We start from the raw sequence: 12,927 nt of genomic DNA, 5'->3' as shown, positions 1-12,927 counted from the left end.
CGCTAACCACACAGCGGCTGCACGGGTTCGACGATGATGTGGCAAGACGCGGTGTTCCTCGCGGGGAGCGTCTTCTCACTCGCGGTCCTCGTGCCGACGCTCCGTGACTCGATGGCGAGCGTCCCGCTCGGAACCACCCTCCCCTCCGCCACTATCGGCGTCGTCTACGGTGCGACCTTCCTCAGCCTCGGGATGCCCTTCTCGGCCGTCGGGTCGCTCCTCACGGGCGTCATGTGGAGTCTCATCGCGTTCCTCCGCTCGCCGCACCGCTTCAACGACCGGTCCGGAGAACAGTCCGTCGAACACTCCGCCGAGCAGTCCTCGCACGCCGTCGGCGCGGACTGACCGGGGACTCCCGTTCCACCTTCTCACTTCTCGGCGTCACCCGCGAGCAGTCGCCACGCTGCCAGCCCACCGCCCGCGAGTGCTGCCAGCGGGCCGAACCCCGGCCCGTCCGCACTGGTCGCGGCGGGCGAGTCGGCGACGCTGGTCGGGGCCGTGGTCGCCGCTCCCGTCGTCACGACCGGTTCGGTCGTCCCGGTCGGCGTGGCACTCGTCGCAGTCCCGTTCGCCGTCGGAGTGGGCGTCCCCGTGGGGGTCCGCGTCGTCGCCGGTTCGCCCCCAGCCTCCGGTTCGGGGAAGGTGTACACGCCCGCACCCTCGGGGGGGCCCCCCTGTTCCGGACTGACGCCGAGGTTCGGCGCGGCCACGCCGTCCGCGACGGGCAGGGCGTCGAAGAACGAGGCTCGCCCGGCGTCGGCCCACGACGCGAGACGCGTCGGGGCGGTCGGGTCGGAGGCGTCGTAGACCCGGACGCCACCCTGGTACCAGGAGGTGTAGAGGCGGTCACCACGGAAGTGACAGTTGTGGGCGGTGGTGAGGTGGACGCCGCCTCCCCGGTCGAGTTCTGGCGGCGCGATGGTCGTCCGGTGCTCGGCCGACCCGAGGTCCGAGACGTCCCACAGGGCCACGCCGCCCATCGTCGCCGTCTCGCCGGTCCCCTCCACGTCGAAGGCCTCCCGACCCACCGCGAGGACCGTCCCGTCGTCGTTCAGCGCCGCGTTGTGTGCGTTCCCGGGGAGCGTGAGCGCCGACTCGAACCCGTCGTTCTCCGGGATGTCGGCGAGCGTCTCGAACGGTCGACCGCCGACCCGCGCGAGGAACTCCGGTGAGGCGGGGTCGCTCAGGTCGACCACCCACGTCCCCGCGTCCCAGTAGGAGGCGTAGACGACGCCGTCGCGCACCATCACGTCGTGGCAGGTGCGTGCGGCCTGTGGAACCTCGGCCCAGCGGTCGTCGACGTCGAACAGCGACCACCGCGCCACCTCCTCGGGGGTGCCCTCCATCTCGACTACGACCACGGGCGCGCGGTCCGGGCCCGACCCCGTCAGGTAGGCCGTCGTCCCCGCCAGCGCCGCGTTGTGGATGTCGTGGTCCGTCTCGAAGAACGACACCTGCCGCGGGTCGGCGGGGTCGCGCACGTCGTACAGCGCCGCGCCCTTCAGTTCCGTCTCGGCGGGGCCGGCGGGGCCGACGACCAGCAGGAACTCCCCGTCGGCCTGCACGTCCCAGATTCCGGTCAGCGGTCCCGTCTCCCGGTCGGCCTCGATACCCCGTCGTTCGGCGAGGAGCGTCGGGTCCCCCGGCGTCGAGACGTCCACGGCGGCGAACCCGTCGCCAACCGCGACGTAGACCGTCTCACCGTCGGGGCTCACGTCGGCGTCTTCGGTCCCCTCCAGTTCGAGGGTTCCGAGCGGGGCGAACTCGCCGGCGTCCTGACGCCAGTTGCCGGTCCGTGCTGTGGTCGGGAGCGACGCGCCGACCCCCGCGGCCGTGACGCCGGCGAGGAACGAGCGCCGGGTCGGTCCCGTCATCGGCTGACCTCGCCGTCGTCTCGTCGTCGGTTCCGATGGGTGGGGCGTACTCCCGTCGTGGAGGGCGGTCGCATGGCTGTCACCACTCACCGGGGAACTGACATATACGTTCGGCAGACTGAAATCGGCGGCTGACCGACGCACCACCGCCCCGGAATCCTTTTCGGTCGCACTCCCGTATCTCGGGCAACAATGGGACTCGGCTCGGACATGTATCGACAGCAGATCCTGGACCACTACAAGAATCCGCGGAACTACGGGGAACTCGACGACCCCACCTTCTCGCACGTCGGGGAGAACCCCACCTGCGGGGACACCATCCGGATGGACGTCCGACTGGAGGACGACGGCGAGACCATCGAGTACGTCGCCTTCTCCGGCGACGGCTGTGCCATCTCGCAGGCCTCGGCGTCGCTCCTGACGCAGGAACTGCCGGGGAAGTCCGTCGAGGACCTCGTCGCCATGGACCGCGACGACATCGTCGACATGCTCGGCGTCGACATCTCGCCCATGCGCATCAAGTGTGCCGTCCTCGCCGAGAAGGTGGCACAGGACGGCGCGAAGATCCACCGGGGCGACATCGAGATCGAGAAGACCGAGACCGAGTAGCTCGTTTTACCTTCCCGAAGGTACTTATCAGTAGCACGGACAGTGGCGCCCGTGACACGAACCGCACGCGCCGCCCTGATCGCCCTTCTCGTGTTTAGCGCGCTCGCCGGGTGTTCCACCCTCGGTAGTGGCCCCGACCACCGCGTCCGGGTCGTCGACCAGGACGACGGGGACAACGCCATCACGGTCGCCGTATTCCAGGACGGCGAGCGGGTCGACCGGGTCGAACTCGACGGCGAGGGTGAGTCGAACTACGAGTCGGCGCTGACGCTCGACGGGAGCGGCGAGTACCGGGTCCGCGCGACCGTCGAGAACGGGTCGATGGGCAACACGTCAGTCGACCTCCCTGCGGCCGACGGATCGTTCACCACCGTCGGCGTCGACGAGGACGGTAGCGTTCACTTCGAGACGGGAAACGAGTCGGGCTGAGCGTCCGAGTCCGTCACTCCGGCTTCAGGCCGTCGCCGGTGACGCGCATGACCGCCTCGCCGTCGGGGAGGTTCGGCGCGTCGACGAGTTTGACGATGCGCTTGTCGGCCTTCGACTTGCGGAGGTACATCCGGAAGGTGGACTTGTGGCCGAGGATGTTCCCCCCGATGGGCTTCGTGGGGTCGCCGAAGAAGGCGTCGGGGTTCGACTGGACCTGATTGGTCACCAGCACGGCCGCGTTGTAGAGGTTCCCGACGCGGTCGAGGTCGTGGAGGTGCTTGTTGAGTTTCTGCTGGCGCGGGGCGAGTTCGCCACGGCCGACGTACTCGGCGCGGAAGTGGGCCGTCAGCGAGTCCACGCAGACGAGGCGGACGGGGAACTCGTCGTCCTCCAGGTCGCGGGCGATCTCCTGGGCCTTCTCGGCGAGGAGGATCTGGTGGTTGGAGTTGAACGCCTTCGCGACGTGGATCTTGTCGAGGAACGCGGCGAGGAGTTCCTCCATCGCGTCCTCGTCGTCGGGCGTGCCCTCGATCTCGCGGTCGTCGAGCGCCGCCTGGAGGACCTCGTCGTCGAGACCGCGGAGCATCTCCTCGATGCGCTCGGGTCGGAAGGTGTCCTCGGAGTCGATGAAGATGACGCTCCCGCGGAGGCCGCCGACCTCCTTGGGGAGCTGGACGTTCACCGAGAGCTGGTGGGTGATCTGGGACTTGCCGGCCCCGAACTCGCCGTACACCTCGGTGATGGACTGGGTCTCGACGCCGCCGCCGAGCATCTCGTCGACCTCCGGGACCAGCCACTCCAGTTTGCCGATGCGCTCGCGGCGTTCGAGGACCTGTGTCCCGGTCTCGAACCCGCCGATGTCGGCCGCCTCGCGGGCGGCCTGGATGATGTCGTGGGCCGTCGACTCGCCGACGTCGGCCGTGTTCGACAGCTCTCCCGGGGAGGCGACCGCGATGCCCTGGTAGGAGTCGTAACCGTTCTCTTTCAACTTCTCCGCCGTCGCCGGGCCGACGCCCGGGAGGTTCTCGAGGTCTACGGGACCTGCCATGGACAGGGCTTGTGCCTATCCGTATATAAAGTGTCGTTAACAGCACAGTGAAAGTGAAACCGCCCGACGGCGGCGTGCCACTCGTTCACGAGTGCGAGAGTTTAGGTGGCGAGAGCGCGGTTCGCGAGGCGGCCGTGGACCCGTTCACCGGCCGCGCGGGAGACCGGCCACCGCGGCGGCGAGGAGGAGGACGCCGGCCGCCTGAGCGAGGTCGAACGCTGGGTCCGGGAGGGTGGCGACGGACGGACCGAGCAGTCCCCCGAGGTAGAGGACGAGTCCGGCGACGGTCTGGAGGGGTCGCTTGGCGGCCCGCCGCGGGGCGAACCGGGCGGTGAGCCACAGTCCCTCCAGCCCTCCCGCGAGGGCGGCGCGCGGTCCGGTCAGGTCCGGCGAGTCGGCCGCCTCGAGGCGGTCGAGTGCCGTCCGAGGGACGCGCTCGATTCGACCCGTGTGGACGCGCCCGCCCGCCGTGTCGCCGACGTGCAGGAGGGTCACACGCTCGTCGTCGGCGCCCACGACGCGGTAGATGCCGGGAGCCACCGGTGCGCCCTCGTCGGCCCGGAAGTGGTCGAACGGGGCGACCACGTCAGCTTCGACCCCACGGGCGCCCGTCGCCCTCGGGCCAGAGGGGGTACCAGTACTCCTTTTCCTTCTCGACCGTGAGTTCGCCGTCGAAGACGCTCTCCAGTTTGAACTCAGCGCTGGTGTCGCGTTCGTGGCCTCCCGTCGGCGCGAACGGGTAGTACGCCCCGCGACGGAAGGAGTACACCCAGTAGACGACCCGGCCGTCGCGCTCGAAGGCGAACAGCGCCGCCAGCAGCCGGGAGCCGAAGCCCTCCTCGACGAACGTGTCGGCGGCGAAGTGGATGCTGGTGACGAGGTCCTCGAACTCGTCGTCCTCCAGGATGACCCACTGGTAGCCGTGGCCGTCGCGGACGAACCGGGCTTGCGTCCCCGTCTCTATCTCGCCGGCTTCGAGGATGGCCTCGACCTGTCGTTCCGTCTCGGCGAAGGCGGTGCTGTCGACGCCCGAGAAGCAGAGCGCCGCCTCGCCGGTGGGGTCGTAGCCGAGGTTCGCCTGCATCGTCACGTAGGCGGTGCTCATCCCGAAGAGGTCCTCCGGGCTGGCCTCGCGGGTGGCGTCGGCCTCGGCGCTCATGCCGAGGACCGACCGGAGGGAGTCGAGGATACCCATGGAGGCGAATCGGGGCGGGAGGATTTAGCCGTGGGGTTGTCAGGCGGTCGCCTTCCGCGAACGGTCGCCGACGATGAGGTGGCGGACGTCGGCCAGCGAGTCGAACTCGGCGATGACGACGACGCGGTCGCCCGCCTCCAGCGAGTCGTCGCCGTCGGGCAGGTCGACGGTCTCGCCTTCCTTCCCGAACGCCAGGAGCTTGGAGTTCGACGGGAGTTCCAGTTCCGAGAGGGTGTAGCCGTGCATCGGGGCGTCCTCGCGGACGGTGAGTTCGAGCAACTGGATGTTCTGGGCGATGTCGGCGATGGCGCGGACGGTCCCGCCCATCAGCGCGTTCTTCGCCGCGATGGCCCCCAGCCGTTCGGGGTAGATGACCTCGTCGACGTCGCTCGCGTACTTGTGGAAGATGTACTCGCGGTAGTCGCCGTCGACGCGGAGGACCGTCCGACAGCCGTGAGACTTGGCGATCAGACAGGCGACGAGGTTCGTCGTGACGTCGCCCGAGAGCGCCCCCAGACCGTCGACGTCGTCCAGCCCCACGTCGAGGAGGTCGTCCTCGTTGCCGCCGTCACCCTCGACGACCTCGAAGCCGTTCGTCCGCACGCGCTCGACGCGGTCCGGGTCGCGCTCGATGACCGTCACGTCGTGTCCCTCCTCGGAGAGCACGCGTGCGGTCCGCCGGCCGACCCGACCCGCACCTACGATAACAAAGCGCATGGTCTTCCTATGCCAACACCCGACCATAACTGTATCCCCGTCGTGCGGTCTTCGGGGCGACAGATTCACGCGCCGGGAGCCGGTATCACGGCCATGGACGACACAGTCCGGGTCTGGCTGGTCGAGCGCACCTACTCCGACGACGAGCAGAACCTCATCATCCTCACCTACGCCACGCCCGACGGCGAGCGTGACTTCCGCAAGGAGCGTGCGCTGACGAGTTTCACCGGCGACGACCGGGAGACGACGGCAGCCCTCGACGTCTCGCCCGACAACCTCGGCACCGTCGACGACCCGGCGACCCGCGAGCGCTACGCCGCCGAGGTCGAACGCGTCCGGGAGCGCCACGACCCGACCGACGCCGTCTGACCCCCGGGCGGTGTGACACCGCGACAGCTAAACCGGGCGGACGAATAGCCCGCCCCATGGACCAGCAGGCGGCCGTCGACGCCCTCGAGGAACTCGGGCTCTCCACGTACGAGGCGAAGGTGTTCATCGCGCTCGTCACCCTCGGCGTCGGCTCCGCCAGCGACGTCGCCCGCGTCGTCGACGTCCCCCGCTCGCAGGTGTACGGCGCGGCCGACCGACTGGAAGAGCGCGGCCTCGTCGCCATCCAGCAGTCCTCGCCCATCCAGTACCGCGCGGTCGACTTAGAGGAGGCGAGCGCACAGCTCCGTCGGCGCTTCGAGCGCGCGGAGTCGCAGGCGTTCGACTACCTCCGGGCGGTCGAACGCGAGGGAGAACCGGAGGGCCAGCAGGAGGGCGTCTGGACCGTCGAGGGCTTCGACACCGTGACGACGCGCATCACCCGCCTCGTCGAGGAGGCGGAGTCGTCGGTGCTGTTCGCCACCGAACACCCCCCACTCGCCACCGACGAGGTGGTCGAGGCGCTCGCGGCGGCGCGCGACCGCGGCCTGTCGGTGCAGGTGGTCGGCGGCGACCGGGGCGTCCTCGACCGGTTCGACGCCGACGGCGTCGAGACCCACGAACTCACCGAGTTCCGCGACTGGGAGAGCCGCAGCGGTCGCCTGCTCATCGCCGACGGGGCGACGGTGCTCCTGAGCGTCGTCGACGACGGTGTCGGGGAGGGTGACGCGCCCGCAGAGACGGCCATCTGGAGCGCCGAGACGGCCTTCGCGGGCGTGTTCATCCGCCTCATCGAGGGGCGCCTCGGCGCCCGCTAGCTATCGCCGCGAGCGGGCGCGGACGTACTCGCGTTGCTCGCGCAGGCGCGGCGGCAGGTCGGCGTACACGTGGTCGAACAGGTCGTCGGGGTCCGGCCCCGCCTCGTCCTCACTCTCCTCGACGGCCCGCACCGCCGCGCTGACCTCCTCGGACGCCTCGTCGCGGGCGTTCCCGAGGAAGTCGTCGCGGATGGCCCCCTCCTCGCGGAGGTACTCCACGAGGCGGTCTATCGGGTCGCGGGTGCGCCACGCCGGCAGGTCGGGCCTCTCGTCGCGGTAGACCGAGGGGTCGTCGCTCGTCGTGTGCGGACCCTGCCGGTAGGTGAGGCTCTCGACGAGGACGGGGTCGCCCCCGCGCGCCGATTCGAGGCCCTGTTCGACGGCGTCGCGGACCGCGAGCGGGTCGTTCCCGTCGACCTGCAGGCCCTCCATCCCGTAGGCGTCGGCCTTGACGGCGATGGACTCGCTCGCCGTCTGGCGCGACTCGGGGGTGGAGATGGCCCACCCGTTGTTCTCGCAGAAGAAGACGACGGGTGCGTCGAAGACGCCCGCGAAGTTCAGCCCCTCGTGGAAGTCGCCCTCGCTCGTCGCGCCGTCGCCGAAACAACAGAGGACGGCGCAGTCCGCCCCGTCGTAGTCGGCGGCCATCCCGAGGCCCGCCGCGTGGGGTATCTGGGAGGCGATGGGGACGGTCTGGGGCATGACGGGCAGGTCGTGGTCCGAGTGGAACTCGGGGTAGCCCCGGCGGAACCGGAGGACGTCGCTCATCGGGACGCCGCGGGCGAGTTGGGCGGCGTTCGAGCGGTAGGTCGGGACCAGCCAATCGTCCTCCCGGAGGGCGTGGGCCGCACCGACCTGCGAGGCTTCCTGTCCCCGGAACGGCGGGTAGCCCGACATCCAGCCCCGGCGCTGGAGGGAGACGGCCCGGTCGTCGAGCGTGCGCGCCCGGACCATGTCGGTCAGCATGGCCCGCGCCGTCGCCTCGTCGTAGCGCGTCTCCGAGAGTGAGCGCTCGCCGATGACCCGGTGCATGTGCGCGACGTGGCAGGTGTGGGTGAAAGTGGTTGCGGTGACCACGCTCTCCCTGTGCGGTCGCCCGCGGACAGTCGACACGGCAAAGTGGCCGCCGCTCGTATCTGGGACATGGCAACCCTGCTCGGTGTCCTCGGCCTGCTCGTCATCGTCGGGGTGAACACGGCCGTCGCCGCCCTCTTCACGCGCTTCTTCCGCGTCCGCCTCGACACGCAGTGGGGACCGGTCGTGTTCACGCTGTTCATCACCCCCGTCGCCATGCTGGCGGTGACGCTCGTCCTCGGGTCGTTCCTCGGGTTCGACCTCGGGAGTACGGGGGCCGTCGTCGCCATCGCCCTCGTCTTGCCCCTCGCCCTCGGCGTCGCCTTCGACTACTTCTGGATGCCCGCCCCGGACGACGTCGAACTCCCCTCGCGGTACGCCGGGGAGAACAGCCCCCGTCGGTAGGCTCGCTGACGGGAATCTTACACAGTCGTCCGTGAAGTGAAACGCTCGTTTTCGTGGGGTACAAAAGTTCTCGACGCGAATCTACCGTCGAGAACACTCCCCATGTCCCGCTACAATCTCGTCGATACGGTCGCGCTGGCACTCCTCACGTTCGCCATCTCGGGCGTCCTCTGGAACGCGGTGCTCGCCCCCGTCGCCGCCCGGCCGGTCGTCGTCGTGCTGACGGCGCTGGCCGCGACGGTCTACTTCGTCGCCGAGCAGTCACGGCTCCCCACGAACGTCCGGTTCGACCCCGAGGTCTGACCCGGCCGCAGTCCCCCGAATCGCCCCCCGACCGCCACCGCCGCCACCACCCTCCTCGGAACCGCCGCGTTCTGCGTCGACACCGCGAGCGCGCCCGTCGTCCGGCAGCTCTGACTCGACTACCCGTCGAGAATCCGGTCGAGGGCGTCCTCGACGGCTTCGAGAACTGCCTCGGGCGACTGCTCGGCGTCCACGCGGACGAACCGCTCGGGCTCGTAGCCGACGAGCGTCTCGTAGTTCTCCTGGACCGCGGCGAGGTAGCCGGCGGCCTCGAACTTGTCCGTCGCGCCCGCGCGCTCCGCGCCCACCTGCGGGTCCACGTCGAAGTAGATGGTCGCGTCCGGCGGTCGGGTGAACGGCTGGTGAATGCCACGGACGTACTCCATCGGGCGCTTGATGACGCCCGCGAGACTCGCCCCCTGGTAGGCGTACCGCGAGTCGGAGTAGCGGTCGGAGACGACCACCTCGCCGCGTTCGAGGGCGGGGCGGACCACCCGAGAGAGGTGGTCGGCGTGGTCGGCGGTGAAGAGGAACAGGTCGGCCATCGGGTCGGCGTCGTCGTCCGCGAGCGACCGCCTGACGGCCTCGCCGTACCACGAGTCGGTGGGCTCGGCGGTGTACGTGAGGTCGGGGTGGGAGTCGTGGAGGGCCTCCCACGCCGTGGTCTTGCCGGACCCGTCGATTCCTTCGAGCGTGACGAGCATACCCGACGGTGGCCGTCGGGGGTGTAAAGCGCCCCGATTGGGCGATTCGGGAGACGGTACTTGCCACGTCACGTCGACCCTCGGAGGGATGCCCTCCGTCGTCCGATTCGTCCGATTCGTCCGACTCCTCGCCCTCCTCGTCCTCGCGGGGGCGTCGCCTCGACCGGATACGGTCTCTATCTCAACTCCACCGACCCCTGCGTGGCGGGGTCCGGAATCACCATCGAGCGCCTCGGGCCGAACGAGTCGGCCGACGTGCCCAGCGAGACGGTACGGTACGAGGACCTCTCGCCGCGCGGGCGCGAGGTGTTCGACGAGGCCCTCGCCGACCTGCGGAACGGGTCGAGCGAGGTACACCCCGACGGGGTCGGCACGTTCGGGGCCGCCGTCGTCCACGAGGGGACCCGCTACGGCGTCGTCGTGTTCTCCTCCGTCTGCGGCGCCCCGGGCGTCGTCTTCCTCCTCGGTGGCGTCGCCGCCTCGGTCGTCGGCCTCGTGGCGTTCGCCCTCGCGGCCCTCCTCTCGTGGCGGCGAGCGTAGGGGTCCCGTCGGGAGTATCGACCACCGGCCAGCCCTTCCGGTCGGCGTAGGTTTACGGTCGTTCCGCTCGTCCCTACTGACATGAACGTACTCGTCGTCGGCGGTACGGGGTTCATCGGGTCGAAGCTCTGTGGCGAACTCGCGGAGCGCGGCCACGACGTCACGGCGATGTCGAGTTCGCCCGACGACAGCGAGGTCCCCGCGGGCGTCGACACCGCGGCGGGCGACATCACCGACTACGACTCCATCGAGTCGGCCTTCGAGGGCCGGGCCGCCGTCGTCAACCTCGTCGCCCTCTCGCCGCTGTTCCGCCCGGACGGCGGGAACCGCAAGCACTTCGAGATACACCTGCAGGGCACCGAGAACGTCGTGCAGGCCGCGAAGGACCACGGCGTCCCCAAGGTCGTCCAGATGAGCGCGCTCGGCGCGGACCCGGAGGGCGACACCGCCTACATCCAGTCGAAGGGGCAGGCCGAGAAGGTCGTCGAGGCCTCCGGTCTCGACTACGTCATCTTCCGGCCGTCCGTCGTCTTCGGCGACGGCGGCGAGTTCGTCCCGTTCACGAAGAAACTCGCGCCGCGCCCGGCCTCGCCGCTCCCCGGCGGCGGCGACACGAAGTTCCAGCCCATCTGGGTGGGTGACCTCGTCCCCATGCTCGCCGACGCTGTCGAAGACGACGCACACGACGGTCACACCTACGAGGTGGGCGGGCCGCAGGTCCTCACGATGGCGCAGGTGGCGAAGATGGCCCACCGCGCCGAGGGCCACTCCTACACCCCCCTCCCGCTCCCGATGGCGATGGCCGACATCGGTCTCGGCCTCCTCGGTGCCCTCGGCGGGCCGATGGGGAAGGACCAGGCGCGGTCGCTGCGCATGGACAACACCACCGACGACAACGACGTCGAGGCGTTCGGGCGGAGCGAGGCCGACCTGACCACGCTCGGCGAGTACCTGGGACTCGAAGAACGCCGGACCGACTCGATTCCCGCGGAGTAGCCAGACGGCGCCACGGGGTCCACGCCCGTCGTGGCCCGGTCTCGACGCCCCGACGGAATGTACGTCGACTGACCTCTCGTCTCGCACTACTATCCTAGTACCAAGAGTTATACAGCAGGTCACGTTCTCTTCGACAGAATGAAGCTGGCAATGATCGGCTTTGGGCAGGCCGGCGGGAAGATCCTCGACCGATTCCTCGAGTACGACGAACGGACCGGGTCCAACATCGTCCGGGCAGCGCTCGCGGTCAACACCGCGAAGGCCGACCTGATGGGCCTCGAACGGGTCCCCGAGGAGCGCCGCGTGCTCATCGGGCAGTCGCGCGTGAAAGGGCACGGCGTCGGTGCGGACAACGAACTCGGCGCGGAGGTCGCCGAGGAGGACATCGACGAGGTGATGAGCGCGATGGACGACATCCCGGCCCACGAGGTCGACGCGTTCCTCATCGTCGCCGGGATGGGCGGCGGGACGGGGTCCGGCGGCGGGCCTGTCCTCGCGCGCCACCTCAAGCGCATCTACACGGAACCGGTGTACGCACTCGGCGTCCTCCCCGGCAGCGACGAGGGCGGCATCTACACGCTCAACGCGGCCCGGTCGTTCCAGACGTTCGTCCGCGAGACGGACAACCTGCTCGTCTTCGATAACGACAACTGGCGACAGGCCGGCGAGTCGGTTCAGGGCGGCTACGACGACATCAACGCCGAGATCGTCGAGCGCTTCGGCCTCCTGTTCGGGGCCGGCGAGGTCCGACGCGGCGGCGAGGTCGCAGAGAGCGTCGTCGACTCCTCCGAGATCATCAACACGCTCGCGGGCGGCGGCGTCTCCACCGTCGGCTACGCGAGCGAGACCATCGAGCGCGAGGACACGGGCCTGCTCTCGCGGTTCCGGGGTACGGGCGGCGACGAACTCGACGCGGCCCAGACGACCAACCGCATCACCTCGCTGGTCCGGAAGGCGGCGCTCGGTCGCCTCACCATGCCCTGTGAGGTCGGCGGCGTCGAGCGCGGCCTCCTCGTCATGGCCGGTCCCTCGCGGTACCTCAACCGGAAGGGAATCGAGCGCGGCCGCAAGTGGATGGAGGAGCAGACCGGGAGCATGGAGGTCCGCGGCGGCGACTACCCGCTCAACGACGGCGACTTCGTCGCGAGCGTCGTCCTCCTCGCGGGCGTGACGAACGCGCCGCGCATCAAGGAACTCCAGCAGGTCGCCATCGAGGCCCAGGACAACATCGACGAGATTCGCGACGCCAGCGAGCGGAACCTGGAGAGCCTCGTCCACGACACGAGCGACGAACTCGAACCCCTGTTCTGAGGCGGGTCGGCCGGCCGCCCACCGGGACCCGTTCCCGCGGTACCGCGCCGCACGTCCGAACCCTGCCCGTTACCCGGCGTGAACTCCTACCGTCGGTACCATGAGTGAACTCGCGACCGACCCCTACACGTCCTTCTACGACTTCCGACCGATCCACCGCAACCCGGGACGCCATCAGGTCCCCGAGAGTCGCCCCGCGACGGTCCTGCACGAACTCGGCCGTGCGGGGTCGCCGTGTCGCGACCTGACCCGTGGGACGAAAGTCCTGGTGGCGTGTCCCGACTGCGGCCGGACGGGGAAAGTCGTCGGCTGGGAGGGCCGGCGGGACTTCTACGCGTGTGACTGCGGGAGCGTCCTCACCGTCCCCGCCTGACCGCACCCCTCGGGCGACCAGCGCCGGACCGCCACCCGGGCGACGGCCCGAGTGACGTGTCTCCCCGCGCCGTATCGCGGACCCGGCGATTCGACGTTCCGACCCCTCGAACGCCCGTGAGTGGCGCCGCTCCGGAGCGTCGGTGCGCCCGCCCCCGCCAGTCGG

General features: G+C 69.9%; 18 protein-coding genes. 11 read left to right on the top strand and 7 right to left on the bottom strand.

The annotated features are described in order from the left end of the window. The first annotated feature begins 33 nt into the window (after positions 1–33). Positions 34–345, top strand: coding sequence for a hypothetical protein (locus tag NKG96_RS15570; RefSeq protein ID WP_254536089.1), 312 nt, complete (start codon positions 34–36; stop codon positions 343–345). 23 nt (positions 346–368) lie between these two features. On the opposite strand, the gene NKG96_RS15565 is transcribed toward NKG96_RS15570, so the two are convergent. Then, the gene (locus tag NKG96_RS15565; RefSeq protein ID WP_254536088.1) at positions 369–1,874 is read right to left on the bottom strand and encodes an LVIVD repeat-containing protein; all 1,506 of its coding nucleotides are present in this window, start codon (positions 1,872–1,874) and stop codon (positions 369–371) included. Positions 1,875–2,066: 192 nt separating this feature from the next. Here NKG96_RS15565 and sufU point away from each other — a divergent pair, with 192 nt between their 5' ends. Continuing rightward, positions 2,067–2,483, top strand: a complete 417-nt coding sequence (sufU, locus tag NKG96_RS15560) for a Fe-S cluster assembly sulfur transfer protein SufU (RefSeq protein ID WP_254536087.1) — start codon at positions 2,067–2,069, stop codon at positions 2,481–2,483. Between the two features lie 51 nt (positions 2,484–2,534). After that, the gene (locus NKG96_RS15555; protein ID WP_254536086.1) at positions 2,535–2,912 is read left to right on the top strand and encodes a hypothetical protein; all 378 of its coding nucleotides are present in this window, start codon (positions 2,535–2,537) and stop codon (positions 2,910–2,912) included. A 13-nt stretch (positions 2,913–2,925) separates the two neighbouring features. Here the strand turns inward: NKG96_RS15555 and radA are convergent, their stop codons facing one another. From radA to NKG96_RS15535, 4 genes are all read right to left on the bottom strand, one after another. Then, entirely contained in the window at positions 2,926–3,960 is a 1,035-nt protein-coding gene (radA, locus tag NKG96_RS15550) for a DNA repair and recombination protein RadA (RefSeq protein WP_254536085.1), read from the bottom strand. Positions 3,961–4,104: 144 nt separating this feature from the next. Beyond that, positions 4,105–4,545: a hypothetical protein gene (locus NKG96_RS15545; protein ID WP_254536084.1), complete on the bottom strand. Its 441-nt coding sequence runs from the start codon at positions 4,543–4,545 to the stop codon at positions 4,105–4,107. 1 nt (position 4,546) lies between these two features. After that, the gene (gene pspAB, locus NKG96_RS15540; protein WP_254536083.1) at positions 4,547–5,155 is read right to left on the bottom strand and encodes a PspA-associated protein PspAB; all 609 of its coding nucleotides are present in this window, start codon (positions 5,153–5,155) and stop codon (positions 4,547–4,549) included. Between the two features lie 39 nt (positions 5,156–5,194). Next, positions 5,195–5,872: a potassium channel family protein gene (locus NKG96_RS15535; RefSeq protein WP_254536082.1), complete on the bottom strand. Its 678-nt coding sequence runs from the start codon at positions 5,870–5,872 to the stop codon at positions 5,195–5,197. Positions 5,873–5,965: 93 nt separating this feature from the next. Between NKG96_RS15535 and NKG96_RS15530 the strand changes: the two genes are divergently transcribed. After that, positions 5,966–6,241: a DUF7967 family protein gene (locus NKG96_RS15530; protein ID WP_254536081.1), complete on the top strand. Its 276-nt coding sequence runs from the start codon at positions 5,966–5,968 to the stop codon at positions 6,239–6,241. A 56-nt stretch (positions 6,242–6,297) separates the two neighbouring features. Then, complete coding sequence (locus NKG96_RS15525) at positions 6,298–7,056, top strand: TrmB family transcriptional regulator (protein ID WP_254536080.1); 759 nt, start codon at positions 6,298–6,300, stop codon at positions 7,054–7,056. Here NKG96_RS15525 and NKG96_RS15520 read toward each other — a convergent pair whose 3' ends face one another. After that, positions 7,057–8,088, bottom strand: coding sequence for a thiamine pyrophosphate-dependent enzyme (locus NKG96_RS15520; protein WP_254536079.1), 1,032 nt, complete (start codon positions 8,086–8,088; stop codon positions 7,057–7,059). It abuts the gene before it with no gap. A 111-nt stretch (positions 8,089–8,199) separates the two neighbouring features. Here NKG96_RS15520 and NKG96_RS15515 point away from each other — a divergent pair, with 111 nt between their 5' ends. Both NKG96_RS15515 and NKG96_RS15510 read left to right on the top strand, forming a co-directional pair. Further along, on the top strand, positions 8,200–8,535 hold the full coding sequence (locus NKG96_RS15515) for a DUF7991 family protein (RefSeq protein ID WP_254536078.1): 336 nt from the start codon (positions 8,200–8,202) through the stop codon (positions 8,533–8,535). A 102-nt stretch (positions 8,536–8,637) separates the two neighbouring features. Then, positions 8,638–8,838, top strand: a complete 201-nt coding sequence (locus NKG96_RS15510; protein WP_254536077.1) for a hypothetical protein — start codon at positions 8,638–8,640, stop codon at positions 8,836–8,838. Between the two features lie 119 nt (positions 8,839–8,957). On the opposite strand, the gene tmk is transcribed toward NKG96_RS15510, so the two are convergent. Further along, positions 8,958–9,542, bottom strand: a complete 585-nt coding sequence (gene tmk, locus NKG96_RS15505) for a dTMP kinase (RefSeq protein WP_254536076.1) — start codon at positions 9,540–9,542, stop codon at positions 8,958–8,960. Positions 9,543–9,743: 201 nt separating this feature from the next. Here tmk and NKG96_RS15500 point away from each other — a divergent pair, with 201 nt between their 5' ends. From NKG96_RS15500 to NKG96_RS15485, 4 genes are all read left to right on the top strand, one after another. Next, the gene (locus NKG96_RS15500; protein ID WP_254536075.1) at positions 9,744–10,082 is read left to right on the top strand and encodes a DUF7979 domain-containing protein; all 339 of its coding nucleotides are present in this window, start codon (positions 9,744–9,746) and stop codon (positions 10,080–10,082) included. Between the two features lie 81 nt (positions 10,083–10,163). Next, complete coding sequence (locus tag NKG96_RS15495; protein ID WP_254536074.1) at positions 10,164–11,078, top strand: complex I NDUFA9 subunit family protein; 915 nt, start codon at positions 10,164–10,166, stop codon at positions 11,076–11,078. A gap of 138 nt (positions 11,079–11,216) precedes the next feature. Further along, on the top strand, positions 11,217–12,389 hold the full coding sequence (locus NKG96_RS15490) for a tubulin/FtsZ family protein (protein ID WP_254536073.1): 1,173 nt from the start codon (positions 11,217–11,219) through the stop codon (positions 12,387–12,389). Between the two features lie 100 nt (positions 12,390–12,489). Continuing rightward, positions 12,490–12,762, top strand: coding sequence for a hypothetical protein (locus tag NKG96_RS15485; RefSeq protein ID WP_254536072.1), 273 nt, complete (start codon positions 12,490–12,492; stop codon positions 12,760–12,762). Positions 12,763–12,927: the final 165 nt, after the last annotated feature.

The organism is Halomarina litorea (genome assembly GCF_024227715.1).
Classification (GTDB): Archaea; Halobacteriota; Halobacteria; order Halobacteriales; family Haloarculaceae; genus Halomarina; species Halomarina litorea.
Note: the sequence above shows the minus strand (reverse complement) of the source record. Positions and strands in the feature narration are given on the sequence as shown.

Excerpts from the sequence above, each read along its gene's own strand:
- NKG96_RS15515 (WP_254536078.1), top strand. The coding sequence starts at position 8,200 with ATGGCAACCCTGCTCGGTGTCCTCGGCCTGCTCGTCATCGTCGGGGTG.
- tmk (WP_254536076.1), bottom strand. The coding sequence starts at position 9,542 with ATGCTCGTCACGCTCGAAGGAATCGACGGGTCCGGCAAGACCACGGCG.
- NKG96_RS15520 (WP_254536079.1), bottom strand. The coding sequence starts at position 8,088 with ATGCACCGGGTCATCGGCGAGCGCTCACTCTCGGAGACGCGCTACGAC.
- pspAB (WP_254536083.1), bottom strand. The coding sequence starts at position 5,155 with ATGGGTATCCTCGACTCCCTCCGGTCGGTCCTCGGCATGAGCGCCGAG.
- NKG96_RS15535 (WP_254536082.1), bottom strand. The coding sequence starts at position 5,872 with ATGCGCTTTGTTATCGTAGGTGCGGGTCGGGTCGGCCGGCGGACCGCA.
- NKG96_RS15510 (WP_254536077.1), top strand. The coding sequence starts at position 8,638 with ATGTCCCGCTACAATCTCGTCGATACGGTCGCGCTGGCACTCCTCACG.
- sufU (WP_254536087.1), top strand. The coding sequence starts at position 2,067 with ATGGGACTCGGCTCGGACATGTATCGACAGCAGATCCTGGACCACTAC.
- radA (WP_254536085.1), bottom strand. The coding sequence starts at position 3,960 with ATGGCAGGTCCCGTAGACCTCGAGAACCTCCCGGGCGTCGGCCCGGCG.
- NKG96_RS15495 (WP_254536074.1), top strand. The coding sequence starts at position 10,164 with ATGAACGTACTCGTCGTCGGCGGTACGGGGTTCATCGGGTCGAAGCTC.
- NKG96_RS15485 (WP_254536072.1), top strand. The coding sequence starts at position 12,490 with ATGAGTGAACTCGCGACCGACCCCTACACGTCCTTCTACGACTTCCGA.
- NKG96_RS15490 (WP_254536073.1), top strand. The coding sequence starts at position 11,217 with ATGAAGCTGGCAATGATCGGCTTTGGGCAGGCCGGCGGGAAGATCCTC.
- NKG96_RS15570 (WP_254536089.1), top strand. The coding sequence starts at position 34 with ATGATGTGGCAAGACGCGGTGTTCCTCGCGGGGAGCGTCTTCTCACTC.
- NKG96_RS15565 (WP_254536088.1), bottom strand. The coding sequence starts at position 1,874 with ATGACGGGACCGACCCGGCGCTCGTTCCTCGCCGGCGTCACGGCCGCG.
- NKG96_RS15525 (WP_254536080.1), top strand. The coding sequence starts at position 6,298 with ATGGACCAGCAGGCGGCCGTCGACGCCCTCGAGGAACTCGGGCTCTCC.
- NKG96_RS15530 (WP_254536081.1), top strand. The coding sequence starts at position 5,966 with ATGGACGACACAGTCCGGGTCTGGCTGGTCGAGCGCACCTACTCCGAC.